Annotated in this window: 29 protein-coding genes; 18 read left to right on the top strand and 11 right to left on the bottom strand. The window is 72.4% G+C overall.

What is annotated here, in order from left to right:
- The first annotated feature begins 10 nt into the window (after nt 1–10).
- From ASF78_RS01400 to ASF78_RS01375, 6 genes are all read left to right on the top strand, one after another.
- Nucleotides 11–1,684, top strand: a complete 1,674-nt coding sequence (locus tag ASF78_RS01400; protein WP_056584016.1) for an FAD-dependent oxidoreductase — start codon at nt 11–13, stop codon at nt 1,682–1,684.
- Nucleotides 1,681–3,159, top strand: coding sequence for an ATP-binding protein (locus tag ASF78_RS01395; RefSeq protein WP_056584012.1), 1,479 nt, complete (start codon nt 1,681–1,683; stop codon nt 3,157–3,159). Before ASF78_RS01400 ends, ASF78_RS01395 begins: the two co-directional genes overlap by 4 nt.
- Nucleotides 3,156–3,500, top strand: coding sequence for a UBP-type zinc finger domain-containing protein (locus ASF78_RS01390; RefSeq protein ID WP_056584008.1), 345 nt, complete (start codon nt 3,156–3,158; stop codon nt 3,498–3,500). The genes ASF78_RS01395 and ASF78_RS01390 overlap by 4 nt, the downstream gene beginning before the upstream one ends.
- A gap of 143 nt (nt 3,501–3,643) precedes the next feature.
- Nucleotides 3,644–4,630 (top strand): ANTAR domain-containing protein, encoded by a 987-nt coding sequence (locus ASF78_RS01385; protein WP_056584005.1) that lies wholly within the window; start codon nt 3,644–3,646, stop codon nt 4,628–4,630.
- Between the two features lie 13 nt (nt 4,631–4,643).
- Nucleotides 4,644–6,551, top strand: a complete 1,908-nt coding sequence (locus ASF78_RS01380; protein ID WP_056584002.1) for a SpoIIE family protein phosphatase — start codon at nt 4,644–4,646, stop codon at nt 6,549–6,551.
- An 85-nt stretch (nt 6,552–6,636) separates the two neighbouring features.
- Nucleotides 6,637–8,208, top strand: coding sequence for an alpha/beta hydrolase (locus ASF78_RS01375; RefSeq protein ID WP_056583999.1), 1,572 nt, complete (start codon nt 6,637–6,639; stop codon nt 8,206–8,208).
- A 10-nt stretch (nt 8,209–8,218) separates the two neighbouring features.
- On the opposite strand, the gene ASF78_RS01370 is transcribed toward ASF78_RS01375, so the two are convergent.
- On the bottom strand, nt 8,219–8,947 hold the full coding sequence (locus ASF78_RS01370; RefSeq protein WP_056583992.1) for an anti-sigma factor: 729 nt from the start codon (nt 8,945–8,947) through the stop codon (nt 8,219–8,221).
- Entirely contained in the window at nt 8,944–9,450 is a 507-nt protein-coding gene (locus ASF78_RS01365; protein ID WP_156373996.1) for a sigma-70 family RNA polymerase sigma factor, read from the bottom strand. Before ASF78_RS01365 ends, ASF78_RS01370 begins: the two co-directional genes overlap by 4 nt.
- A 153-nt stretch (nt 9,451–9,603) precedes the next feature.
- Here ASF78_RS01365 and ASF78_RS01360 point away from each other — a divergent pair, with 153 nt between their 5' ends.
- Nucleotides 9,604–10,113, top strand: a complete 510-nt coding sequence (locus ASF78_RS01360) for a hypothetical protein (RefSeq protein ID WP_056583988.1) — start codon at nt 9,604–9,606, stop codon at nt 10,111–10,113.
- A 54-nt stretch (nt 10,114–10,167) separates the two neighbouring features.
- Here ASF78_RS01360 and ASF78_RS01355 read toward each other — a convergent pair whose 3' ends face one another.
- Nucleotides 10,168–10,566, bottom strand: a complete 399-nt coding sequence (locus ASF78_RS01355) for a VOC family protein (protein ID WP_056583984.1) — start codon at nt 10,564–10,566, stop codon at nt 10,168–10,170.
- A 149-nt stretch (nt 10,567–10,715) separates the two neighbouring features.
- Between ASF78_RS01355 and ASF78_RS01350 the strand changes: the two genes are divergently transcribed.
- The 5 genes from ASF78_RS01350 (at nt 10,716) to ASF78_RS01330 (ending at nt 13,721) form a co-directional block, all read left to right on the top strand.
- A complete protein-coding gene (locus tag ASF78_RS01350; RefSeq protein ID WP_056583980.1) occupies nt 10,716–11,282 on the top strand; it encodes a DUF6529 family protein in 567 nt (188 codons plus the stop codon).
- 1 nt (nt 11,283) lies between these two features.
- The gene (locus tag ASF78_RS01345; protein WP_056583977.1) at nt 11,284–11,730 is read left to right on the top strand and encodes a Rieske (2Fe-2S) protein; all 447 of its coding nucleotides are present in this window, start codon (nt 11,284–11,286) and stop codon (nt 11,728–11,730) included.
- 249 nt (nt 11,731–11,979) lie between these two features.
- Entirely contained in the window at nt 11,980–12,438 is a 459-nt protein-coding gene (locus tag ASF78_RS01340; RefSeq protein WP_056583976.1) for a DUF6325 family protein, read from the top strand.
- A gap of 13 nt (nt 12,439–12,451) precedes the next feature.
- Nucleotides 12,452–12,769: an SHOCT domain-containing protein gene (locus tag ASF78_RS01335; protein ID WP_056583973.1), complete on the top strand. Its 318-nt coding sequence runs from the start codon at nt 12,452–12,454 to the stop codon at nt 12,767–12,769.
- Between the two features lie 109 nt (nt 12,770–12,878).
- Nucleotides 12,879–13,721, top strand: a complete 843-nt coding sequence (locus ASF78_RS01330; protein ID WP_056583970.1) for a formylglycine-generating enzyme family protein — start codon at nt 12,879–12,881, stop codon at nt 13,719–13,721.
- A gap of 51 nt (nt 13,722–13,772) precedes the next feature.
- Here ASF78_RS01330 and ASF78_RS01325 read toward each other — a convergent pair whose 3' ends face one another.
- From ASF78_RS01325 to ASF78_RS01315, 3 genes are all read right to left on the bottom strand, one after another.
- A complete protein-coding gene (locus ASF78_RS01325; protein WP_056583967.1) occupies nt 13,773–14,153 on the bottom strand; it encodes an SHOCT domain-containing protein in 381 nt (126 codons plus the stop codon).
- 109 nt (nt 14,154–14,262) lie between these two features.
- Nucleotides 14,263–15,024: a deoxyribonuclease IV gene (locus ASF78_RS01320; RefSeq protein ID WP_200940548.1), complete on the bottom strand. Its 762-nt coding sequence runs from the start codon at nt 15,022–15,024 to the stop codon at nt 14,263–14,265.
- A gap of 93 nt (nt 15,025–15,117) precedes the next feature.
- Complete coding sequence (locus ASF78_RS01315; RefSeq protein WP_056583964.1) at nt 15,118–15,696, bottom strand: CGNR zinc finger domain-containing protein; 579 nt, start codon at nt 15,694–15,696, stop codon at nt 15,118–15,120.
- 84 nt (nt 15,697–15,780) lie between these two features.
- On the opposite strand from ASF78_RS01315, the gene ASF78_RS01310 reads away from it, so the two are divergent.
- Nucleotides 15,781–16,734 (top strand): DMT family transporter, encoded by a 954-nt coding sequence (locus ASF78_RS01310; RefSeq protein WP_056583961.1) that lies wholly within the window; start codon nt 15,781–15,783, stop codon nt 16,732–16,734.
- On the opposite strand, the gene ASF78_RS01305 is transcribed toward ASF78_RS01310, so the two are convergent.
- The 4 genes from ASF78_RS01305 to ASF78_RS01290 form a co-directional block, all read right to left on the bottom strand.
- Nucleotides 16,731–17,129: a VOC family protein gene (locus ASF78_RS01305; RefSeq protein ID WP_200940506.1), complete on the bottom strand. Its 399-nt coding sequence runs from the start codon at nt 17,127–17,129 to the stop codon at nt 16,731–16,733. The two genes, ASF78_RS01310 and ASF78_RS01305, sit on opposite strands and share 4 nt — an antisense overlap.
- Nucleotides 17,130–17,164: 35 nt before the next feature.
- Complete coding sequence (locus ASF78_RS01300) at nt 17,165–17,806, bottom strand: anaerobic ribonucleoside-triphosphate reductase activating protein (RefSeq protein WP_056583958.1); 642 nt, start codon at nt 17,804–17,806, stop codon at nt 17,165–17,167.
- Nucleotides 17,803–19,599, bottom strand: coding sequence for a ribonucleoside triphosphate reductase (locus ASF78_RS01295; RefSeq protein WP_056587886.1), 1,797 nt, complete (start codon nt 19,597–19,599; stop codon nt 17,803–17,805). Before ASF78_RS01295 ends, ASF78_RS01300 begins: the two co-directional genes overlap by 4 nt.
- 129 nt (nt 19,600–19,728) lie before the next feature.
- Complete coding sequence (locus tag ASF78_RS01290; RefSeq protein ID WP_156373995.1) at nt 19,729–20,979, bottom strand: hypothetical protein; 1,251 nt, start codon at nt 20,977–20,979, stop codon at nt 19,729–19,731.
- A 153-nt stretch (nt 20,980–21,132) separates the two neighbouring features.
- Here ASF78_RS01290 and ASF78_RS01285 point away from each other — a divergent pair, with 153 nt between their 5' ends.
- Nucleotides 21,133–21,816, top strand: coding sequence for a DNA alkylation repair protein (locus tag ASF78_RS01285; RefSeq protein WP_056583953.1), 684 nt, complete (start codon nt 21,133–21,135; stop codon nt 21,814–21,816).
- 17 nt (nt 21,817–21,833) lie between these two features.
- Here the strand turns inward: ASF78_RS01285 and ASF78_RS01280 are convergent, their stop codons facing one another.
- Nucleotides 21,834–22,607 carry a class I SAM-dependent methyltransferase gene (locus tag ASF78_RS01280; RefSeq protein WP_200940505.1) on the bottom strand — a complete coding sequence of 258 codons (774 nt, stop codon included), beginning with the start codon at nt 22,605–22,607 and terminating at the stop codon, nt 21,834–21,836.
- 145 nt (nt 22,608–22,752) lie between these two features.
- Between ASF78_RS01280 and ASF78_RS01275 the strand changes: the two genes are divergently transcribed.
- The 4 genes from ASF78_RS01275 to ASF78_RS01265 are packed head-to-tail and all read left to right on the top strand — an operon-like array spanning nt 22,753 to nt 24,788.
- Nucleotides 22,753–23,022, top strand: a complete 270-nt coding sequence (locus tag ASF78_RS01275) for a Rho termination factor N-terminal domain-containing protein (RefSeq protein WP_056583951.1) — start codon at nt 22,753–22,755, stop codon at nt 23,020–23,022.
- Between the two features lie 17 nt (nt 23,023–23,039).
- On the top strand, nt 23,040–23,186 hold the full coding sequence (locus ASF78_RS22220; protein WP_156373994.1) for a hypothetical protein: 147 nt from the start codon (nt 23,040–23,042) through the stop codon (nt 23,184–23,186).
- Nucleotides 23,183–23,941: a histidine phosphatase family protein gene (locus ASF78_RS01270; protein ID WP_056583948.1), complete on the top strand. Its 759-nt coding sequence runs from the start codon at nt 23,183–23,185 to the stop codon at nt 23,939–23,941. Before ASF78_RS22220 ends, ASF78_RS01270 begins: the two co-directional genes overlap by 4 nt.
- A complete protein-coding gene (locus ASF78_RS01265) occupies nt 23,925–24,788 on the top strand; it encodes an NAD(P)H-hydrate dehydratase (RefSeq protein WP_200940504.1) in 864 nt (287 codons plus the stop codon). The genes ASF78_RS01270 and ASF78_RS01265 overlap by 17 nt, the downstream gene beginning before the upstream one ends.
- The last annotated feature ends 37 nt before the right edge of the window (nt 24,789–24,825 follow it).

The following is a 24,825-nucleotide window of genomic DNA, read 5'->3' as shown; positions in this document are numbered from 1 at the left end:
GGGGGACGACGTGGACGACGCCTCCACCCGCAAGCCGGTGCTGCTGACGGTCGACGACGACCCCGCGGTCTCCCGGTCGGTGGCCCGTGACCTGCGACGACGCTACGGCGACGCGTACCGCGTGGTCCGCGCCGACTCGGGTCCGCTCGCGCTCGACGCGCTGCGCGAGCTCCGGTTGCGCGGCGACCAGGTGGCCGTGCTGCTGGCCGACCACCGGATGCCGGGCATGACCGGCATCGAGTTCCTCGAGCAGGCGATGGACATCTACCCGCAGGCGCGACGTGTCCTGCTCACGGCGTACGCCGACACCGACGTCGCGATCGACGCGGTCAACGTCGTCGACCTCGACCACTACCTGCTCAAGCCGTGGGACCCGCCGGAGGAGAAGTTCTACCCGGTGCTCGACGCGCAGCTGGAGGCCTGGACCGCGCACCCGCCGAGGACCGTCCACGAGACGAAGGTGGTCGGCCACCGGTGGTCGGCGCGGTCGTCGGAGGTGCGGGAGTTCCTCGCGCGCAACCAGGTGCCGTACCGCTGGTACGCGAGCGACAGCCCGGAGGGCCGCGTCCTGCTCGACGTCGCGGGCGCCGACGACTCCACCCTGCCGGTCGTCGTGACCACGCAGGGCGACGTGCTCGTCGCGCCCACCGACGGCGAGCTGGCGGAGCAGGTCGGTCTGTCGGTGAGCCCGTCGGAACGCTTCTACGACCTCGTCGTCATCGGTGGCGGGCCGGCCGGGCTGAGTGCGGCGCTCTACGGCGCGTCGGAAGGTCTGCGGACCGCGCTGGTCGAGCGGACCGCCACGGGCGGGCAGGCCGGGCAGAGCTCGCGCATCGAGAACTACCTCGGCTTCCCCGACGGTGTCTCCGGCGCGCAGCTCACCGAGCGTGCTCGTCGCCAGGCGCTGAAGTTCGGTGCGGAGATCGTCATGACCCGCGACGCCGTGGCGCTGGAGGTGCGCGGCGCAGCGCGGTCGGTGCGGTTCGACGACGGCAGCACGGTCGACGCGCACACCGTGATCGTGGCCAGCGGTGTCGCCTACCGCGAGCTGGCCGGGCCCGGGGTCGGCGCGCTGACCGGGCGCGGCGTCTACTACGGCTCGGCGCTCACCGAGGCGACCGCGTGCGAGGACCAGGACATCTACGTCGTCGGCGGCGCCAACTCGGCGGGGCAGGCCGCGATGTACCTGTCCCGGCACGCGAAGAGCGTGACCCTGGTGGTGCGCGCCGGGTCGCTGGACCAGTCGATGTCGCGCTACCTGATCCAGCAGGTCGAGCAGAACGACCGCATCCGGGTCCGCACCCGCAGCGAGGTGGTCGAGGCCGTCGGGGACGACCACCTCGAACGGATCGTGCTGCGGGACACCGTCACGGGCGAGCAGGAATCCGTGGACACCGGCTGGTTGTTCGTGTTCATCGGGGCCGCACCCCTGACCACGTGGCTGGACGGCACCGTGACCCGCGACGACCACGGGTTCGTGTGTGCCGGCCACGACCTCCTGGTCGAGGGCAAGGTGCCCGACTCGTGGCCGCTCGACCGACCTCCGTACCACCTGGAGACGAGCGTCCCCGGGGTCTTCGCGGCCGGCGACGTGCGCGCCGAGTCCGCCAAGCGTGTGGCGTCCGCCGTGGGCGAGGGCGCCATGGCCGTGATGCTCGTCCACCGTTACCTGGAGCAGCTGTGACCACCACCGAAGAACCGCTCGCCACCACGACCCGCAGGCACCTCGCGTGCGACATCGACGAGCTGCGCAGCCTGTTCCTGTTCGAGCACCTGAGCGACGAGCAGCTGCTGTGGCTGTGCTCGCACGGGCACGTCGAGCACGTCGAGCCCGGGGTGCTGTACCGCGAGGGAGACCCGGCGACCGACTTCTACGTCATGCTCGCGGGCTCGCTGGCCATGTACCGACGCGTCGGCGCCGACGACGTCGAGATCGCCCGTACGGGCCAGATCGGTGTGTACGCGGGTGCGTGGGGTGCCTACCTGGGCGACCGGGTGCCGCAGACCTACGCCCAGACGCTGCGCGTCCTGGAGCCGTCCCGGTACTACGTGCTCGCGGCGACCGACTTCGCGTCGTTCATGACCGACTGGTTCCCGATGGCCGTCCACCTGCTGGAGGGACTGTTCTTCGGCCAGCAGAGCTCGCAGGCGGCGACGGGCCAGCGCGAGCGTCTCCTGGCGCTCGGGTCCCTGTCCGCCGGGCTGACGCACGAGCTCAACAACCCCGCAGCCGCGGCCACGCGGGCGACCGCGACCCTGCGTGAGCGCGTCGCGGGGATGCGCCACAAGCTCGCGATCATCGCGTCCGGACCGTACGACCGCGAGCAGCTCGCGCAGATCATCCACCTGCAGGAGAAGGCGGTCGCCGGCCTGGCACGCACCCGCGCCTCCGACGTCGTCCCGACGGCGCTGGAGGTCTCCGACCTCGAGGACGCCCTCGGCGAGTGGATGGACGACCACGACATCGCGGGCGGCTGGGAGCTCGCCCCGAGCTTCGTCGCCGCCGGGCTCGACACGCGGTGGCTCGACATGGTCGCGTCGTGCGTGGGTCCGGAGGTGCTGGAGGGCGCCGTCCGGTGGCTCGCGTACACCCTCGAGACCGAGTCCCTCATGAACGAGGTCGAGGACGCGACGGGACGGATCTCCGCCCTGGTCGGCGCTGCCAAGCAGTACTCGCAGATCGGCCGCGCGCCGGACCAGACCGTCGACATCCACGAGCTCCTAGACAGCACGGTCACGATGCTCGAACGGCAGCTGGGCGACGGCATCGCCGTGGTCAAGGACTACGACCGGACCCTGCCGCCCATCCACGTGTTCGGCGCGGAGCTCAACCAGGTGTGGACGAACCTCATCGACAACGCGGCGCAGGCGATGGAGGGACGCGGCACGCTCACGCTGACGACGCGCCGCGTGGACGACTGGCTGGAGGTGGAGGTCGCCGACACGGGGCCCGGCATCCCGGACGGCGTCGTCGACCGCATCTTCGAGCCGTTCTTCACCACCAAGCCCGTGGGCTCCGGGACAGGGCTCGGGCTCGACATCTCGTGGCGGATCGTCGTCGGCAAGCACCACGGCGACCTGACCGTCACCTCCGCCCCCGGCGACACGCGCTTCCTCGTCCGGTTGCCCTACTCCCCGACGGAAGGACCCACCCCGTGACCTCGACCCCCATCGACCCCGCCGTGCCCCCGAGCGGGACCGGGTGCCTCGAGTGCGACGCCACCGACGGCTGGTGGTTCCACCTGCGCCGCTGTGCCACCTGCGGCCACGTGGGGTGCTGCGACACCTCGCCGTCGCAGCACGCGACCGCGCACTTCCGTGAGACCGGGCACCCCGTGATGCGGACGTTCGAGCCCGGCGAGGACTGGTTCTGGGACTACACCGCCGACGACTACGCCCAGGGTCCCGCGCTCGCCGCCCCCGAGCACCGGCCGCTCGAGCAGTCGGTGCCGGGCCCCGCCGACCGTGTCCCCGACGACTGGCGCCGACGCCTGCACTGACGATGCTCGACGGGCCTGCGGGCGGTTCCTGACATACGCTGCGGGTCGCACCAACGCGGGCCTGCGCCCCACCACAACCGGGTTCAGCCACGAGCCCACGGAGAGCTCCCGCCCCCACGCCTGGGGGCGTCGCGGAGGATGTCGTGCCCACGCCCCACCCCAGGCCCGCCCAGGTCGGTCGCTTCCAGTACACGGCGTCCACCGGCCGCTGGTGGTGGTCCGACGGCATGTTCCAGATCCACGGCATGTCCCCGGGTGACGTGGTGCCGACGCTCGCGATCATGTCGCGGCACATCCATCCCGACGACCGCGGCCGTGTCCTGGACACCCTCGGCCAGTGCGGGGTGGACGGCGAGCCGTTCGGCTGCCAGTACCGGCTGCTCGACCTCACCGGCGCGGAGAGGTTCGTGACGCTGACGGGGTCCGGCTCCGCGGACGGCGACACGCTCCGGACCGTGTCCGGCTTCCTCGTCGACACCACCGCGGCACAGCGGGACGCCGTCGCGCACCAGGTCAACGAGGAGCTGACGCAGGCGCTGCGGTCGCACGCGGTCATCGACCAGGCGAAGGGCGCGTTCATGCTCGGCTACGGCATCGACGGCGATGCCGCGTTCGAGCTGCTCCGGTGGGGTTCCCAGCAGCGCAACGTCCGGCTCCTGACGCTCGCGGAGCGGCTCGTCGCCTCCGTCGAGTCGGGCGGCGGGCTCGGCTCGGACACGCGGCAGCGGCTCGACGACTTCTACTTCGCGAGCCTCACCGACGGCGTCCCGGAGCCGCCTGCCTCGCGCACGACCCCCGGCCTCGAGACGACGTTCGACACGTCCGGGGACGTGCCGGTGGTCCGCGTGGAGGGTCCCGTCGACCTCGCGACCGCGCACGAGCTCACCGCGGCAGTCACGCAGCTCATGATCAAGGCCCGCGAGGTGGGTGCGATGGTCGTCGACCTGCGGCAGGTGACGCACCTGGGGTCCGTCGGTGTCTCGGCCCTGAGCGCCGCCCACCGGCGGAGTGCGGCTGCAGGTGTGAAGATGCGTATCGTGCTCTCCCCCGGCACCAGCCTGGGTCTGGCCGGAGCGCACGGCCTGGACGTCGTCAGCGTCCCGCTGGACCAGGCTTCCCCCACCAGCTGAGGAGGCGCCCCGGATGGCGACCGACGGCATCGTCGACCAGTCCGCCGTCCTGCAGGCGTTCGACGGCTCCCCGGGGATCCAGGTGGTCGTGCGGGCCTCCGACCTGCGGGTCGTCGCAGCGAACCGCCGGGCCCGCGACCTCCTCCTGCGGGACAGCCTGGTCGACGTCCGGCTGCAGGACCTGCGCGAGCCCGGGATCCAGACCATAGTGACTGCCCTGTCCGAGGTGGTCCGGACCGGTGTGCGCTTCCACGAGGACACCGTCCCGGTGGTGCCCGACTGGTCCGACCCCACGTCCGGCGTGTGGCTCGACCTCGAGGTAACGCCGTGGCTCGACGAGTCCGGGGCGCTGGCGGGTGCGATCGCCGCCGGCATCGACGTCACCGCACGCGTACGCGCCGCGAACCTCGAGAGGTCCGGGGCGGCGACCGCCGACGAGCGCCTCGCCCGTGCCCGCGAGGTCGTCCTCCGCCTGCAGGGGGCGCTGCTCCCGTCGACCGTCCCGCTGCTCCCGCGCGTCGACGTCGCGGCGTCCTACCTCGTCGCCGGGCTCGAGCAGGCGGCGGGCGGCGACTGGTTCGACTCGGCGACCCTGCCCGACGGTCGCGTGTCCCTCACCGTGGGTGACGTCGTCGGCCACGGCGTCGAGGCGTCCGCGATCATGAGCCAGCTCCGCGCCGTGCTCGCGGCGCGACTCCTCGAGGGGGCCGGCATCCTCGACGCCCTCGACGCCGTGGAGGCGTTCGCCGGGCGGGTCTCCGGCGCGTTCGCGGCCACCGTCTGCGTCGCGCTGCTCGACCCGCACTCCGGCGACCTCGAGTACGCCACGCGCGGGCACCCGGCGCCTCTCGTCGTCGGCCCGGACGGCGCCCAGATCCTGCCGACGACAGGTGACGGGCCGCTCGGATCGCGGACCGAGGGCCGCGTCTCGACCGCCCGGCTGCGGGACGGTGACGCGATCGTGCTGTTCACGGACGGCCTGGTCGAGAACCTGCACCGCCCGCTGCGCGACGGCATCGCGGTGCTGGAGAGGACGGCCATCGACGCCTACCACGGGTCGTCGCCGGCGTTGCGCGGCATCGAGTCGGTCGCCAGCCGGATCTGCCAGCACGTCCCCGCGGTGCTCACCGACGGGGGCTTCACCGACGACGTGACCGTCCTCGCGGCGCACCGCCGCACGCCCCCGGAAGCCCTGCACCTGACGGTGCCCGCGGAGCCGGGACGGCTCGCCGAGGTGCGCGGTGAGATCGACGTCTGGGGGCGCGGCGTCGGCCTGGGCACGCGCGACCGCGCTGCGCTCGTCCTCGGCGTCAGCGAGGTCGTGGCCAACGCCATCGAGCACGCGTACCGCGACGGCGACGTCGGACCCGTCAAGGTCGCGGCGACCATCCGCGACGACGCCATCGTCGAAGTCGTCGTCCGCGACCACGGGCGCTGGCGCGAGCCCGACGTGGACCCGGGCGATCGCGGCCGGGGGTTCAGCATGATGGCGTCGGCGGGGCTGCAGGTCGGCGTCGAGACGGCGGCCGACGGCACCACCGTGACGCTCGAGTGCCCCGCCCGTCGCCCGGCGCCCGTCGACCAGGCGGACGTCGTCGTCGGCGGGGCGGCGCGGGAGAAGGCGCCGCTCGCCGTCACGACGGACCCGGCCGGTGCACGCGTCGTCCGGGTCGGCGGCGCGGTCGACCACCGCGCGGCGGCTGCGCAGGTGCAGGCCGAGATCCTGCGGCTGTCCCGGAACGGGCTCGTCCCGGTGACGATCGACCTGCGCGACGTGGTCCACCTCGGCAGCGCCGGGGTCCGGGTCCTGGAGTCCCTCCTGCAGACGATCGACCGCCTGCAGGTCATCGCACCGGCGGGGACGCCCGCCGCGCAGACGCTGGAGGTCGCGGGCACGCCGTTCGTCTCCTCGGAGGTGTGACCTGGTGTGACGTATCGGGCACCGCCCGGCCGTCTCCTTCCAGGCGTCGCGAGGTCGAGACCCTCGCACCGACGAAGGAGCTCTCATGGGTGACACGGCCGGCAGCAGGCTCCCGGTGATCTACGTGCGTGGGTTCGCCGGCGGACCCTCGGGGATCAGCGCCGCGGTCGACGACCCGTTCTACGGGTTCAACGAGGGCTCCGTCCAGGTGCGGGTGGACGACACCGACCGCCCGGCGTTCCACCAGTTCGAGAGCCCGTTGCTGCGCCTCATGATCGACCACGGGTACCAGCTCCTGGTGCAGGGCAACCAGCGCGGGTACCTGGACCAGCGGGACGACGGCACTATCGACCCGGCGACGATCTGGGTGCACCGCTTCTACGACGAGTTCGCGCCGAACCTCACCAAGGACCCGAACCCGTTCAGCATCGAGCGCGCCGCGCAGAGCCTGTTCGACCTGGTCAGGCTCGTCCGTCGCAAGACGGGCGCGCCGCGCGTCTTCCTGGTCGCGCACTCGATGGGCGGGCTCGTGGTGCGCGCCATGATCCAGAAGACCATCCCCGACGTGACGGGCGCCGGTCCGGCCGCCGCGACGGACTTCGTCGACCGGGTCTTCACCTACGCGACCCCGCACGGCGGGATCGAGTTCTCGATGGGCTTCGGCGCGATCGAGAAGCTGCGCGACCTGACGGGGGTCGCGGGGGCGGACATGTTCGGGCCGGAGCGCATGTACCGGTACCTCACGCCGGAGGTGTCGACCCAGGCGAAGGTCCCGACGGGCTGGGACGCGACGCGGATGCCGGACGACGGCTTCCCGACGGACCGCATCTTCTGCCTGGTCGGGACGAACTCCAGCGACTACTCCGTCGCGCTCGGCCTGTCCAGCCGCGCCGTCGGAGCCCGCAGCGACGGGCTCGTGCAGCTGGAGAACGCCTACGTGCAGGGCGCGCCCCGTGCGCTCGTGCACCGCACCCACTCGGGACGGTTCGGCATCGTCAACTCCGAGGAGGGCTACCAGAACCTGCAGCGGTTCCTCTTCGGGGACGTCGAGGTCCAGGCGCAGCTGACCGACGTCCACCTGCCCGGGACCGAGCACGACGACACCGTCTGGCAGCTCGAGGCGGCGCTGTCGATCCGTGGGTTGCCCGTCGTGCTGCACGAGCAGAGCACCGCCCACCTGTGCCCGATCCAGATCGAGCGCCCCAAGACGGCGGACGCCGCGGCCACACCGGTCCCGCTGGTGCGCACCTTCCTGTCGACCCGGGCGACCCGGCCGACCGTGCAGGGCGGCGCCCGCGAGGTCACGACCATGCGGCACGTCCTGCAGCTGCGGCTGCTGTCGTTGCGCAAGCAAGGCGGGCTGCTGTCGTTCCTGGACCACCTCGAGCAGACCGCGGACTGGTCCGACGTGCTGGTGGTCGACATCGAGTTCCCGCAGGACGGCACCCCGCCGCGGTCGTGGGCGGTGTGGAGCTCGGCCCTGGGGTCGGCGATCCGTGACTGGGTGCCGGACACGGCCTCCGACGAGCAGCTCCAGGACGTCGACACCGCCACGGGGAGCTGGCTCGCGCGGATCCAGCTCCCGGTGGCCGCGCGCGAGCTGCTGGGCCGCTCTGCGGCGATCACGGTCGCGGTGTCCGGTCGGGCGCCCCTCTGAGAGGGCCCGGTCAGGTCTGCGCGGCGGCCAGGGCCGAGTTCGAACCCTGCACCCGGATCTCCACGCGCCGGATCGTGTCGGTGACGATGCTCGACGACGCACCGAGCCCTCGCGCGCCGGCGCTGCCACCGGTCCACGTCGCGACGACGGTGCTCGTGCCGTCGTCGTCCACGAGCACGAGCTCGTAGGTCGGGGCCGTCGTCGCGTACGGACCGTCGCCGGACGGATAGCGGCACTCCCAGTCGATCCGCGTCCCCCAGCGCTTCTCCTGCAGCGTGAGGTCCGCGCTGACCGCCGCTGCGCCGACGGGCTCCAGCTGCAGTGCGGTGACCTGCGCGGACGACGACGGTTCCGTGGCCTGCGGCACCCCTGTGGGTCGACCGAGGAGGACCCCGGCGACCCCGCCGAGCACGAGCAGGGCCGCAGCGGCGCCCGCCAGGACGGCGGTCCGCCGCCTCCGGTCCCGGTGCACGGCTCGTGCGACGGAGGCGAGCTCGACGACCTCGGCGACCGGTGCCCCCCCGAGTGCGGCCGCCTCGTCGGGCGGCACCATCCGCAGCAGCCCCGGCATCCCCGCCAGCTCGGCGACGGCTGCGCGGCAGGAGGCGCAGGTCCGCAGGTGGTCCTCGAACGTGCGCCGGTCGGCGGGGTCGAGGGACCCGAGGACGTAGGCCGCGTCCCACTCGCGGAACGGGTCCTCGCCCGTCGTCCGCTGGTCGTCGGTGTCGCGGCCGGTCATGACGAGACTCCCCTCTCCTGGAGCGCGAGCCGCAGCGCGCGCAGGGCGTAGTGCATCCTGGACTTCACGGTCCCCTCCGGGATGTCGTGCTCCCGGGCCAGCTCCGCGACGGACCTGCCGCCGTAGTAGGCGCCGACCACCACGGCCCGGTGCTCCGGTGTGAGCTGCTCGAGCGCGTCGGCCACCAGCCAGCTGTCGAGGACCGCCTGTGTGGCGTCGGGCTGCGGTGTGTCGGGTGCCGCGTCGGTCGTCCGCTCGCGTGCGTGGCGTGCGCTGCGCCGGTCGTCGATCACGAGGTTGCGGACGACCGTGTAGAGCCAGGCCCGCGTCGCCCCTTCCTCGCGCGCGAGGACCTCCGGATGCCTCCACGCCCGCACCATCGCCTCCTGCACCACGTCCTCCGCGAAGGCGCGGTCTCCGGTGAGGCGCACGACGTAGCTCTGCAGGGGACGCGCGTAGGCCTGGTGGAGAGCCCGCAGGAGCGCGTCTGGTTCCTCGGCCAACGCCGCCTCCTGTCCGTCGTCCCTCGGTCCTACTCCCTCAACGATGCAGCACAGCGACAGGTTCAACCGGCGGTGAACCGGAGGGTCGACGGCCTCGTAGTCCACGTAGCGGGTCCCGGGGGGCGGGACCGGCACCCATCAGAGGAGGACATCGTGCGACGGACCATCTTGTACTCGATCACCGCGCTCGTGGCTGCGGCCACCCTGACCGCCTGCGGAGGCGGATCCGACGACGAGACGCCGGAGTCCACAGGCGAGACGACCAGCGCCGAGGAGTCCCCGGCAGAGGAGTCCCCGGCGGAGGAGATGTCGACCGACCTCGCCACGGCCGAGTCGTCGTTGGGCACCATCGTCGTCGACGGCGACGGCATGACCGCGTACTACTTCTCCAACGACGTCAAGGACTCCGGGACCAGCACCTGCTCGGGCGACTGCCTGACGGCGTGGCCACCCATCACGACGGAGTCCGACACGCCGACCGTGGAGGGCGTGACCGGTGAGGTCGGTACGATCACCGGCACCGACGGCTCGACACAGATCACCATCGACGGCCGGCCGATCTACACGTTCGCCCAGGACACCGCGCCCGGTGACGTGAACGGGCAGGGCGTCAACGACGTCTGGTGGGTCGTCGCACCCGACGGCTCCGAGATCACCGACTGACGCGCGGACCCGGCGGTGGTCACGTCGGCCACCGTCCGGGTCCGTGCCGACCGGTCAGCCGACTCCGCTGCGCGGGTCCGTCTCGACGTTGAGGACGTTCCCGTCGGGGTCGGTGAACCAGGCGGCGCTCATGGTGCCGTCGGTCAGGACGCCGTCGGTCCACGTGGCGTCGCCCGGCAGGTCGAACGTCTGGAACTGGATCCCGGCGGCCCGCAGGGCGGCGATCTCCGTGTCGAAGGCCTCCGCGGAGAGCTGGAAGGAGATCCCCGTCGCTTTGTTCGTGCCGGCGTAGGCGGACGGGTACACCAGGAAGCCGCCGTTCGACGTGCCGTAGATGACGCCGTCGGGCACGTCGGGCCCGCTCGTGAACCCGAGCGTCCCCTCGTAGAACTCCCGCGCCCGGTCCAGGTCGGTGACGGCGAGGACGGGGATGGCGGCGTGGTCGGCGAGCATGATGCCTCCCGTGCGGGCCAACCGTCCGTCGGCAGGCCGGCCCCTCGACGCTAGAACCGTCACGGACACCCGTCCAGTGCCCCTGCACATCCGTGCAGCACCTCACCCGCGGGGTTCCCCACGGGGCGTGGGCGCGCCACCATCGTCCTGTGAGCACCGAGGCACGTGCGCCCCAGGCGCCGTCGCAGTGGGGGCTGGCCGTGCTCGGCGTGGTCGCCCTCGCCGTCGCGGCTGCGCTCGCGGCGTACGCGGAGATCCACCCCGGAGACGGTGCCACCCTCACCACCCTCGGGTTCGCCGGCATGCTCGAGATGAAGGCGTGGCTGACCACGGCGGCCGCAGCCCTCGTCGTCGTGCAGGTGCTGTCGGCACTGGCGATGTGGGGCCGGCTGCCCGGGGTGACGGACGCACCTGCCTGGGTGTCGGGCCTGCACCGATGGTCCGGGACCGTCGCCTTCCTGCTCACCCTGCCGGTCGCCTTCCACTGCGTCTGGTCGCTCGGCTTCGAGGACGAGTCCACCCGCGTGCTCGTGCACTCCGTCGCCGGGTGCGTGCTCTACGGCGTGTTCGCGGCGAAGATGCTGGCCCTGCGGCTGCGCGGGCTGCCGTCCGCCACCGTGCCCCTCCTCGGCGGCCTGCTCGCCGCAGTCATCGTGGTCCTGTGGTTCAGCTCGGCGCTGTGGTTCTTCAGCCAGTCCGGAGAGGTGGCCTACTGACATGGGCGATCCCGGGGTCGACCGCCGCTCGGTGCTCGAGGGTGCGGGCGTCGCGCTCGCGGCAGGGACGCTCGGCTACGTCGGCTTCGTGGCGCTCGGGCCCGCACCGGAGCAGGACGACGACTCCTCCGGGAAGGGACCCGACGGCGACGGCGAGGACTCGCACTTCCTGGCCGCCGTCGACGACATCCCCGACGGCGGTGGCGTCGTGCTGAGCGACGACAAGCTCGTGCTCACCCGCGACGGGAACTCGGTCCGGTGCTTCACGGCGGTGTGCACCCACGAGGGGTGCATCGTCGCCGCGGTGGAGGACGGCCAGATCCGGTGCCCCTGCCACGGCAGCGCCTTCGACGCGGCGACCGGCGCCGTGGTCCGCGGCCCGGCGAGCGAACCGCTGGAACCGGAGGAGATCGAGATCACCGACGACGGCGAGGTGCTCCGCGCATGAGGTCCTTCCGGGAACGTCTGCCGACCCTCCTCTGGGTCGCCGGAGCAGCTGCGACCGTCGGCGCGATGCTGGCGGCACTGCGGGGCTGAAGAACCCCTGGACAGCCCTGACCTGGGTGGTACGTTCCAGACGAAGGGTACGAAAGGCGGCGGCGACGGGGCCGGCGCCTGGACGACGGGGAGCCTTTGGTCCCCCTCGTCCGGTCATGTCGTAGCGATCTCGACCGGCAACAGCGAGAGGACGGCCCGAATGACGCAGGACCTGGCGGGGCTCGAGGAGACGGGCCCCATCGACTACATCGTGGTCGCCTTCCCGAACGCGCACTTCACAGGTGAGGCATTCCCTCTCCTGGTCGACCTGGTGGAGCGCGGCATCATCCGCATCCTCGACCTGACCTTCGTCCAGAAGGCGCAGGACGGCTCCGTCTCCGGACTCGAGCTGAGCGAGCTGGCGGACGGCGGTGTCGACCTCACGATCTTCGAGGGTGCCTCGTCCGGGCTGCTCGGCGACGACGACATCGCGGAGGCGGCGAACGCGCTGGCACCGGGGGACGCGGCCGGGGTGTTCGTGTACGAGAACGTGTGGGCTGCCCCGTTCGCCGTCGCGCTGCGGCGTGCCGGTGGTCAGCTCGTCGCCAGCGGACGCATCCCGGTGCAGGCGGTCATCGCTGCCCTGGACGCCATCGACCCGTCGCCTGAAACCGCCTGAGGAGGAGCTACCGATGCCAGGACTGATCCGCGGGGTCGCCAGGACCGCCGTCATCGCCGGAACCGCCACGAGCGTCTCGAACCGGGTCTCCCGGCGACAGGCCGGACGCTGGGCCGCACAGGACCAGCAGCAGCAGGCCCCCGCCGCACCCCCGCCGCCCCCGCAGTACGCCGCCCCCGAGCCGGCCTACGCACCGCCGCCGCCCGCAGCGGCCCCGGCGGACATGGACGCCAAGCTCGCCCAACTGGCCCAGCTCGGCTCGCTGCGGGACGCCGGCGTCCTCAGCGACATCGAGTTCGAGGTGCAGAAGAACCGCATCCTGACGAGCTGACGCGGCTCCCGGGGTGACGACCGAGCACGCCTGCTGCGCGCCTGGCGCTCACCGGGAACCGTCCACGCACGCCACCGTCCCGGTCCTCGGCTCGACGCCGAGGGCCGGGATGGTGCGTCTGGACGGTGGGCCGTTCGTCATGGGCCACGACGGACCGGACGGGTACCCGCAGGACGGCGAGGGACCAGCGCGCACGGTCACGCTCAGCCCGTTCTGGATCGACCCCGTCGCGGTCAGCAACACGCGATTCGACGCGTTCGTCGACGCCACCGGACACCGCACGGAGGCGGAGGAGTTCGGCTGGTCGTTCGTCTTCGCCGGGCTGCTGCCCGAGGACTTCCCGCCCACGAGGGCGGTCGAGCAGGCACCCTGGTGGCGTCAGGTCGAAGGCGCCGACTGGCGGCATCCCGAGGGCCCGCAGTCCGGACTGACCGACCGCGCCGACCATCCCGTGGTCCACGTGAGCTGGTCCGATGCGGTCGCCTACACGCAGTGGGCCGGCGTCCGGCTCCCGACCGAGGCGGAGTGGGAGTACGCCGCCCGCGGCGGGCTGGCGGGAGCGCACTACCCGTGGGGTCACGAGCGCGAGCCCGGCGGCGTGCACCGGATGAACGTGTGGCAGGGCGAGTTCCCGTCGACGAACACCGCGGCCGACGGCTTCGTCGGCACCGCACCGGTGCACGCGTTCGAACCCAACGCCTACGGGCTGCACAACACCACCGGGAACGTCTGGGAGTGGTGCCGCGACGCGTTCGCGCGCGACGCGTACCGCACGTCGGGTGCGGTGGACCCGAGCGGACCCGCGCAGGACACCGGACTGCGCGTGATGCGCGGCGGCTCGTACCTGTGCCACGAGTCGTACTGCTTCCGCTACCGCGTCGACTCCCGGAGCTCGAACAGCCCGGACTCGTCCGCCGGGAACGTCGGCTTCCGGTGCGCGAGCGACGCCTGAGCGACGCACGACCCCGGGCCGGCGAACCGGCCCGGGGTCGTCAGCGCTCCGTCAGGCGAGCGCCTTCGCCTTGAGCGTCGCGAACTCGTCCGCGTCGATGGCCCCCGAGTCGAGGAGGGCCTTCGCGTCGGCGATGTTGTCCGCCGGCGACTTCCCGGACGCGACCGAGCGGATGTACGAGTCCTGGGCCGTCTTGGCCTCCACGAAGGCACCGCGCTGCCGCTCCGCCATGCCCCTGCCCCGCGCGATCAGGTAGATCAGCGCCACGAGGTACGGCATGAAGACGAGCCCGATGATCCAGACGGCCTTCCACCAGCCGCTCAGGGCGTGGTCGCGGAAGAGGTCACCGACGATCTGGAACAGGATGACGAGGTAGACGAAGAACAGGAAGAACCAGACCAACATCCAGATCCACTGCCCGAGCGTGTTCATGGAACCGTCCTTGGTGCTGACCCCGCCTCTGCCGGGGGGCGCGTGCCACCGAGGCTAACCACCGAGCAGCGCGAATCACCCCGAAACGGTCGCGACACGACCGTGGGGTTCAGCCGGCGAGTGCCGCCCGCAGGAACGCGATGTCCTGCGCCTGGCTCTCGGCCGGGGTCTCGACGAGCGCGTCGCAGCCGGCCTCCCGGACCACGTGCGCGATCAGCTCGGGCGGGATCGTGCCCGACGCGAAACCCGCGTGCCGGTCGCGCGCCGAGCCCTGTGCGTCCCGCGAGCTGTTGGCGTGCACCAGGTCGACCTGCCCCGTGATGCTCCGCACCCGCTCCACGACCGTCTCCAGGTCCTCCCCGGCCGCCCACGCGTGGCAGGTGTCCAGGCACAGGCCGACGTCGTAGCCGCCGATCGCGTCCCACAGCATCGCGAGGCCGTCGAGGGTCCGCGCGCACGCGTTCTCGCCGCCCGCCGTGTTCTCGACCAGGATCTTCACCGGGAACGTCGCGCGCTCGAACGTCTTGCGCCAGTTCTCGATGCCGACGGCCAGGTCGTCGCCGTCGCCGACGTGACCTCCGTGCACGATGAGCGCCCGCGCGCCCAGCCCCGCGGCCGCGGCCGCATGCTGCGCGATCATGTTCCGGCTCGGGATCCGGATCCGGTTGTTGGTCGACGCGACGTTGACCAGGTACGGCGCGTGCGCGTAGATGCCCAGACCCGAGGCCACCAGGGCGTCGGCGTCGTCGCGCGGCACGGGCTTCTTCCAGCCCTGCGGGTCGGCCAGGAACAGCTGGACACACCCGGCGTCGAGCTCGGCGGCGGCTGCCACCGGGTCGTCACCGCGCACATGGGCGCCGATGAGCACCACGTCGTTCTCCCTCCGGTCGGGCACGCGCCAGGCTAGACCGGACCGGTGACAGACGCACAGGCGCGCTCCACCCCACGGCCGTGGAGGTGCCGGTCACCGGACGACATCGCCGTGCCGCAGGGTCGGCCCGCCCGCTCGGCGGGCACGGTAGGCGGCGACGTGCGCGCGGTTCGCGCAGCCGTTGACGTCGCAGAACCGGCGCGACCGGTTCCGGGACAGGTCGACCAGGACGGCGTCACAGTCGTCGGCCTCGCACCGCTGGAGCCGGTCGTACTCGGCGCTGCGCACGACGTCGGACATCGCCATCGCCGTCTCCACGAGGAGCACGGTCGCCAGCGGGGCGTCCGGCGCCGTGCCGTGCAGGTGCCAGTCCAGGTCGTCGTGCCGGGTGAGGTACGGCACCGCTCCCCCTCGCGCCAGCATCTCGTTGAGCACGCCGGCGGCGGTGTCGCGGTCCAGGTCCCAGAGCGCCGCGATCTGGTCCCGGGCGTCGCGGATCGCGGCGAGCTCGGCGTCGTCGCCGTCGTGCCGTGCCGTGTAGCCCCACCGCGTGTAGAACTCGGCGACGTCGTCCGTGGTCGACATCGCGTCGTGGCCGTCGCGACGGCGGGCGGTGTTCACGATCTCGACGGCCGCGGCGATGCTCATCTCGGTGTCAGGTGCGAAAACCACTTTGACTCCTGTCGACTTCCTGAGTAGCGTCATGAGTGTAATCGCACTTCACTCATTACATCCTTTGGTGGCGGGAGCACAGTGATGTCCCAGAACCGCTCCGTCGGCATCGTCGCAGGTCTCGTCGCAGCCGTCGCCTTCGCCACCAGCGGCCCGGTGGTCAAGCCGCTGCTCGTCGCCGGGTGGTCCCCCGGCTCCGCGATCCTCGTCCGCCTCTCCGTCGCCGCGCTGCTGCTCGCCGGACCCGCGGCGTGGGCCGTGCGCGGACGCTGGCACGTCGTGCGCGACGAGTGGCGCAGCATCCTCGGGTTCGGCGTGCTCGGCGTCGCCACCGCCTCGACCATGTACTACCTCGCGGTGGACCGGCTCCCCGTCGCGGTCGCCCTGCTCATCGAGTACACCGGACCACTCCTGCTGGTCGCCTGGCGCTGGGCACGCGACCGGCAGGCGCCGACCCGCGCCACGCTCGTCGGCGCCGCGCTCGCCACCGGCGGGCTCGTCTTCGTCCTCGACCTCACCGGCTCGCTGGAGCTCGACCCGGTCGGCCTCGCGTTCGCGCTCGTCTCCGCCGTCGGCAACGCCGGGTACTTCGCGTTCACCGGCCGCCCGTCGGCGCTCCCCCCGATCAGCCTCGCCGGTGCCGGGATGGCCGTCGGGGCCCTGACGGTCGCCGTCGTCGCCGCCGTCGGCATCCTCCCGCTCTCCGCCCCGGACGTCCGGGTCGAGCTCCTCGGGTCACAGGTGCACTGGATCGTGCCGCTGCTCGTGGTCGCCACCGTGCCCACCGCCTTCGCGTACGGCGTCAGCGCGCTGTCCGTGCGGCTGCTCGGGGAGCGGCTCGCGTCGTTCCTCGCGCTGTCCGAGGTCCTCGTCGCCGTGCTGCTCGCGTGGGCGCTGGTCGGCGAGGCGCCCCTGCCCGTCCAGGCCGTCGGGATGGTGCTGGTCGTCGCCGGGATCGCCCTGGTGCGGCGCGGGACCGCGGACCCGCTCCCGGAGGTCGTCGACCCGCCCCGAGCGCTGGCCGACGCCCGCGCCTAGCCGACGAAGATGCAGAACGGGTGCCCCGCCGGGTCGGCGTAGACGCGCAGCGGCTCCTCGGGGTCGTCGGACCGGTCGTAGAGCAGTCGAGCGCCCAGGGCGACCGCCCGCTCGTGCTGGACGTCGAGCTCCGTCACGTCCGGCACCGTCGTGTCGAGGTGGAGCTGCTGCGGGATCGGGCCCTCCGGCCACGTCGCCGCGGGCAGGGCGTCGACCTGCTGGAACGCGAGCGGGACCCCCGAACCCGACCGCAGCACCAACCAGTCCTTCTCGCCGTTCTCGGGCTCGTCACCGGCGCGGTACTCCAGGCCGAACAGCTCGCGGTAGAACTCCGCCAGCGTCCGGACGTCGGTCGCGTCGAGGACGACCTGCACGATCGTGGGGAACGTCGTCATGAGCGACATGGTCCCCCGCGGCGCGACCCGTCGCATCAGCAGGCGGCCAGCGCGGCGCGGTACTCGTCCGTCGTCCCGTCCGCCCGGACCTGCTGCAGCACGTGCCGGCGCACCCCGAGCCCCGAGAGCGCCTCGGTCAGCTCGGCGACGGCGTCGGGACCCATGACCGTCGGGTCCACCGTGGTCCGGACCTCGACGTCGACGCCCGAGTCGAGCACCAGCCGCAGCGAGGCGAAGGTCGCGTCGGCGCTCGTCGTCGGACCGCCGACGCGCGTGACCGCCCGGTAGAGACGCGCGGGCGCCTTCACGTCGAACCCGACCCAGTCGACCAGAGGGAGCAGCGCCGGCAGCCGGCTCGGGTACGCGCCCGACGTGTGCAGCCCGACCCCGAACCCGGCGGCGCGCACGTCGGCCGCCGCCCCGACGAGCGCCGCCTGCCGCGTGGGCTCACCGCCCGAGAACACGAGCCCGTCCAGCAGTCCGCGTCGGCGTGCGAGCAGGTCGAGCACGTCCTGCCACGGGACCTGACCCGGTGCGCGGGGGTCCAGGATCGCGGCGTTGTGGCAGTAGGTGCACCGCCACGGACACCCCTGCAGGAAGACCGTCGCGACGAGCCTGCCGGGCCAGTCGCACGACGACAGCGGCGTCAAGCCCGCCACGACGACCTCGAGCGTCACGCGAGCGCCGCCGCCGCCTCGCGGAACGGGGTGCGCTCGGCGTGCTCGCCCTTCTTGCCGATGTTGAACGAGCTCACCGGACGGTGGTAGCCCATCACCCGGGTCCACACCTCGCAGTCGCCGTGGCACTGCGGGCACGTCGGGTGCTCCCCCGCCAGGTAGCCGTGCCGCGGGCAGATGGAGAACGTCGGTGTGACGGTCAGGTAGGGCAGACGGAACGTCGACAGCGCGCGCCGGACCAGCTCGCGGGCCGCGTCGGGAGTGGACAGCCGCTCCGCCATGTACAGGTGCAGCACCGTGCCGCCCGTGTACTTGGTCTGCAGCTCGTCCTGCCGCTCCAGCGCCTCGAACGGGTCGTCGGTGAAGCCCACCGGCAGCTGCGAGGAGTTGGTGTAGTACGGGTGGTCGTCGGTCCCGGCCTGCAGGATGCCGGGGAACCGGCGACGGTCCTCCTTCGCGAACCGGTACGTCGTGCCCTCCGCCGGCGTGGCCTCCAGGTTGTACAGGTGGCCGGTCGACTCCTGGAACTCCACCATGCGTGCGCGCACGTGGTCGAGCAGCCGGACGACGAGCGCGTGCCCCTCCGGGTCGGTCAGGTCGTGGCGGTTGCCCGTGAAGTTGCGCACCAGCTCGTTCAGGCCGTTGACGCCGATCGTCGAGAAGTGGTTGTCGAGCGTGCCGAGGTAGCGCCGCGTGTACGGGAACAGCCCTTCGTCGAGGTAGCGCTGGATGACGGTCCGCTTGAGCTCGAGCGACGTCCGGGCCAGTTCCAGCTGGTGGTCGAGCGCCGCGAGCAGCCCCGTCTCGTCGCCGGGGTGCAGGAACCCGAGACGGCCGCAGTTCACCGTGACCACGCCGAGCGACCCGGTCTGCTCGGCCGACCCGAACAGCCCGTTCCCGCGCTTCAGCAGCTCGCGCAGGTCCAGCTGCAGGCGGCAGCACATCGAGCGCACGTCGCCCGGGTTCATCTCGGAGTTGAGGAAGTTCTGGAAGTACGGCAGCCCGTACCGGGCGGTCATCGCGAAGAGCCGGTCGGCGTTCTCGCTGTGCCAGTCGAAGTCGTGCGTGATGTTGTACGTCGGGATCGGGAACGTGAAGACGCGGCCCGACGCGTCCCCGTCGGTCATGACCTCGATGTACGCGCGGTTGATCAGGTCCATCTCGGCCTGCAGGTCGCCGTAGGTGAAGTCGCACGGCTCGCCCCCGACGAACGGCACCTCCTCGCGCAGGTCGTCCGGGCACGTCCAGTCGAACGTGAGGTTGGTGAACGGCGTCTGCGTCCCCCACCGGGACGGCACGTTGAGGTTGTAGACGAGCTCCTGGATCCCCTGCCGGACCTCCTCGTACGACAGCCCGTCGCGCCGCACGAACGGGGCCATGTACGTGTCGAACGAGCTGAACGCCTGCGCGCCCGCCCACTCGTTCTGCATCGTCCCGAGGAAGTTCACGATCTGCCCGACGGCCGAGCCGAAGTGCCGCGGCGGCCGGGCGTCCACCTTGCCCGGCACCCCGTTGAGCCCTTCGGCCAGGAACGACCGCAGCGACCAGCCTGCGCAGTAGCCGGAGAGCATGTCGAGGTCGTGGATGTGGAGGTCGCCCTCACGGTGCGCGGCGCCGACGTCCGCCGGGTAGACGTGGCTCAGCCAGTAGTTCGCGACCACCTTGCCTGCCGTCTGCAGGATCAACCCGCCGAGGGAGTACCCCTGGTTCGCGTTGGCGTTCACGCGCCAGTCCGTGCGCTCCAGGTACTCGTCGATCGACGATCCGACATCCACGACAACCTTGTCCGACATGTCCCGCTCCGGCTTCTGCTCCGAGGCCCTCCAGGCGTCGACCACAACATGCTGTGGTCGATCGGCCCCTGGGGGACTAGATGTAGACGCTAGGTGTGCGGGGTGGCGCGTCGGACGGGTCGAAGGTCCCTAGTGGGCCCACCGGGCGACGACGGTCCCGGCGACCGCCCCGGACGCCGGGTCGAGGTGGCTCCAGGCGAGGCGGTCGCCGGTGCAGAGGACGCTGCCGAACGCATCGTCGACGTCGATGCGGGCCAAGTCCCCCGACGCCACGTCGAGCACGAACGTGGGCACGGTGGCACCGAGACCCTCGGCTCCGGCCTCGGACCACTGCAGCCTGCCGTCGCACAGGGCGACCGACGTGCTCCAGGCCGACCCGTCCAGCCGGACGGTCCGGGCCGACCGCGCCCGGGTGTCGACGATCTCGATCGTCCCGCCACCCGACGACCTGGTCGCCGTCACGAGCACGAGGACACCGCCGTCCGCGACGATCGCGGCCACCTCCGGTCCGGAACGCCGCAGGATCACCTCCGGCGGCTTCCCCGCAGCCACTCGCTCGATGCTCTGCTCGGCCGACCCCGACGGTCGGACCACGTAGACCCCCGTCGCATCCGCGCCCAGGGCGGGCCCGACCCCGGTCGTGACGTCGTCCCGCGTCCCGCTGCCGTCGGCGCGACGCGAGAAGAGATCGACCTCGTCGGCGTTCCCGGTCGCCCAGTACACGCGCCCGCCGGAGATCATCGGCGTCCCGACGAGCACCTCGGTGCCACCGGCGTCCTCGGACCGCGCGACGAGCCTCGACCCACCGCCGGCACCTGTCGAGAAGATGCGCCAGCTCGACGCGCCGATGTCGGTGCGGTCCGTCTCGACCCACGCGGCCAGCCCGTCCTCCACCGACGCACCGAACGCCTGCCGTGGATGGTCACCAGCGACGGGCGGCGCCCCCGGGAACGGGTCGAACGCCTCTCCGTCGTACAGCCCCACCACCGTCGGCGCGGTGAGCCACTGCCCCCCGTCGCTCTGGCCGGCGGGCACCCGGCCGACCACCAGCGACCCGTCGGGCGACAGAGCGAACGGAGCGAGGTACGCCTCGCCCGCCGACCCGGGCGCCGACGTGTACAGCACGGTGTAGTCGACCCCGTCGCCGGCCGTCCAGGCCGCTCCCGTGTCGACCTCGGTCCGCTCGACCAGGCTCCCGTCCGGCCAGAGCAGCTGCCCGTCGATCGCCGTCGGCGCTCCGGAGTGTTCCCCTACGCTCGGCGAGGGCGGGTCCTCCTCTGCCGGCGCTCCGGGATCGGTCGAGCACCCCCCGACGACGAGGAGTGCCGTGCCGACGACCACCGCTGCTCGCCGGAGCGGACCGCTGCTGGCTGTGTGCACAGGTCGCAGTGTCCAACCGTGTGCCGTCCGCGCGCAGGGCTTCCGCTCACGGATGTGTCACGGTCGAGCGGCGAAACGGCGACGACCGCTCCACGGGCGCGCGCGCGTCCGGACGTAGGCTGTTCGTCGACGATCACGAGACGAGGAGATCGAGTGGCAACCGGTGTGCTCCCCCAGGCCACGGTCGGCGACGTGCTGGCCGAGCTCGCACTGCTGGAGGACCCGAGGATCCGGGCGGTGAACGAACGCCACGGTGACGACCACGGCGTGAACCTCACCAAGCTGCGTGCCGTGGCCAAGAGCCTCAAGACGGACCACGAGCTCGCTGCCCGGCTGTGGCAGACCGGCGACACGGCGGCTCGCCTCGTCGCGATCCTGATCAGCCGCCCGAAGCAGTACTCCGCGACCGAGCTGGACACCATGCTGCGCGACGCCCGCGTGCCGAAGGTGCACGACTGGCTGGTCGGCTACGTCGTGAAGAAGAACCCCCACGTCGAGGAGCTGCGCGTCGCGTGGTTCTCCGACCCCGACCCGGTCGTCGCCAGTGCCGGGTGGGCGCTGACGAGCGACCGCGTCGCGAAGAGCCCCGACGGGCTCGACCTGACCGGGCTCCTCGACCTCGTCGAGGCGCGGATGAAGGACGCACCGGACCGCCTGCAGTGGGCGATGAACGAGTGCCTCGCCACCATCGGCATCCACCACCCCGAGCACCGGGCGCGCGCGCTGGAGATCGGCGAGCGGCTCGAGGTGCTCAAGGACTACCCGACCCCACCGGGCTGCACGTCCCCGTTCGCGCCGATCTGGATCACGGAGATCGTCCGCCGGCAGCAGGGGTAGACGATCGCTCAGCGCTGTCACCGACGCGCGGTGACGATCCAGGCGCGTGAGTCGAACCAGACGCCGTCGTCGCCCAGGTGTGCCGTGAGCGTCTCGCGCAGCCGGTCGAGGCCCTGCTCCGCCCCGTCGGGACCGAGCCGGCCCAGCACCTCGGTCGTGGTGGTGAAGCTCCGGGCCCACGTTTCGGCCGAGGCCACGTCCGGGCCGTACCAGACCGGCTCGGCGACGTCGTCGAGTCCGATGTCGACGAACCCGGCAACCTTGAGGAGCTCCGTCGTCCGGGACGGGTCCGCGAGCGAGAACGCCGCCGACTCGGCGACCTCCTCGCCCAGCGCCCGGTGGATGGCGACAGTCCACTCGTTGCGGTTCCCCGCCTGCCAGACCATCATCACGAGCCGTCCGTCCGGGCGCAGGGTGCGAGCGAGGTTCGCGAAGGCCGCACCCGCATCGTGGAAGAACATCGTCCCGAACCGGCTGATCACGAGGTCGACGCTTCCCGAACGGAACGGGTGGACCTGTGCGTCGCCACGTTCGAACGCGATGTTGTCGAGCCCCTCGTCCTCCGCGAGCCTGCGCGCGCGCTCGACGGCCGGTGCGGACGTGTCCACGCCCAGCGCGCGACCGTGGTGGGCAGCGACCGCCGCCGCCCGCGTGGTCTGACCGGTGCCGCAGCCCACGTCGAGGACGTTGTCCCCGGCCCGGACGGCGCAGGCTCGTCGGAACACGACGTCGAGCCGCTGCAGCTCCGCGTCGTACCCCGATGCGTGCTCCACCTTGTCGGTCCGGCTCACGTCCCCAGTTGACCCGTGGATCACCCGGTCCGCAACGGGGGCGGTGCTGTCGCGGGCACGGCGGAGCCTCCTTACGCTGGGTCGAGGTCCAGAAACGGCCGTGTCTGCGAGCCCCCCACGAGGCGGCCGAGCAGGGAGGTGCACGATGCCGGGACGTACCCCAGGACCGAGCGTCAAGGACACGAAGGTCTACGAGGCCCTGCGCGACGAGGGCAACAGCAAGGAGAAGTCGGCGCGGATCGCGAACGCGAGCGCCGGCTCGAGCCGACGCACGGTCGCGGCCAAGGGCGGCAGCTCGGGTTCGTACGACGACTGGACGCTGGCGCAGCTGAAGAAGCGGGCGAGCGAGCTCGACATCGAGGGACGCTCGTCGATGAACAAGTCCCAGCTCGTCGACGCCCTGCGCAATCACTGACCGAGAGGAGCAGAGCGATGAGCGAGACCCCGACGAACCCTGACGACGTCACTCCCCTGCCCGACACGGCACCCGAGACGGGGCAGCCGGAACCCGGCGACAACCAGGACGTGCCCGCACGTCGGATCTACCCGACGGACCCCACCGGCGCCGACCCCACGTGAGCGCCGACGCAGTCGACGGTGTCGCGCAGCTCATCCTCGTGCGGCACGGCGAGAGCGTCGGCAACGTCGCCGCGACCGCGGCCGAGCGTGCGGGCCTCGACGTCATCCACCTGGAGACCCGCGACGCCGACACGCCACTGTCGGCGCGCGGGGCCGACCAGGCTCAGGCGCTCGGTGCGTGGCTGCGCGACCAGGCGGAGTCCACGGCGCCCGAGGTCGTGTGGTGCTCGCCGTACGCGCGCGCGGTGCAGACCGCGACGATCGCACTGGAGGCGGCGGGCTCACGGCTTGCCGTCCGCGTCGACGAACGCCTGCGCGACCGTGAGCTCGGGATCCTGGACCTCCTCACGACGACGGGCGTCGAGGCTCGGTACCCGGCTGAGGCGGCCCGCCGACGCCACCTCGGCAAGTTCTACTACCGCCCCCCGGGCGGTGAGTCGTGGGCCGACCTGGCGCTGCGGTTGCGGGGCGTGCTGTCGGACCTCGACCGCGTCGAGAGAGGACGCCGGGTGCTCGTCGTGGCGCACGACGCCGTCATCATGACCGTCCGGTACGTGTGCGAGTCCCTGGTGGAGCAGCAGGTCCTCGACCTCGCCCGGCACACCCCGGTCCGCAACGCCGCCGTGACCCGGCTCGTCCGGTCGTCGGCCGGGGCACCCTGGACGCTGGCGGCCTTCAACGAGGACGACCACCTCGCTCGCGAGGGAGCACCCGTCACCACGCACGCCGGGGACCGCGATGCCTTCCCGCACTGAGCCGATCACACCGGTACTGCTGCGGGAGTGGCCTCTTCCCGCGGACGCCACGTCGAAGTACGGCCGCGGGCAGGTGGTCGTCGTCGGCGGCGCCCGCAGCACCCCGGGAGCCGTCCTCCTGGCCGGAGTCGCTGCTCTTCGGGTCGGCGCGGGGCGGCTCACCCTGGCGGTGGCGAGGTCCGTCGCCGTCCCGCTGGCGATCGAGATCCCCGAGGCGGGTGTGATCGGTCTGCCGGAGACCGAGGACGGCTCGCCCGACGGGACGGGAACCGACCGGCTCGCGAGCGAGCTGCGGTCTGCCGACGCGGTCCTCGTCGGCCCCGGGCTCGACGATCCCGAGCGCACGATCACCCTGCTCCACAACCTCTGTGACAGCATCCCCGGCAAGGTCCCCGTCCTGCTCGACGCGTTCGCGCTCGGTGTCCTCCCGCAGGTCCCCGAGGTCGCGGAGCGGTTCGGCGGTCGGCTCGTCCTGACCCCCAACCCCAAGGAGGCGGCGCTCCTGCTCGGGGTCGACGAGCTCGACGACCGGACATGCTCCCGCATCGCGGCGACGTTCGGTGCGGCAGTGTCCTGCCAGGGTCGGGTCGCCTCCCCGGACGGAACGCAGTGGGAGGTGTCGACGGGACTTCCCGGGCTGGCGACGTCAGGGAGCGGGGACGTCCTCGCCGGGACGCTCGTCGGGCTCCTCGCCCGCGGCGCGGAGCCCGCACAGGCCGCGTGCTGGGCCACCCACCTGCACGCAGCCGCCGGCGACCGGCTCGCCACCCGGGTCGGCCACCTCGGCTACCTGGCACGCGAGCTCCCGGACGAGCTGCCCACCCTGCTCGACGAGCTGGCGCCCTGAGGGTCCCGCTCGACGTGCGGCTCCCCCGAGGGTCGGG

This window comes from Cellulomonas sp. Leaf334, assembly GCF_001424195.1.
Taxonomy (GTDB): domain Bacteria; phylum Actinomycetota; class Actinomycetes; order Actinomycetales; family Cellulomonadaceae; genus Cellulomonas.
The sequence above is the reverse complement of the archived record's forward strand: the minus strand, read 5'-3'. Positions and strand labels throughout refer to the sequence as shown.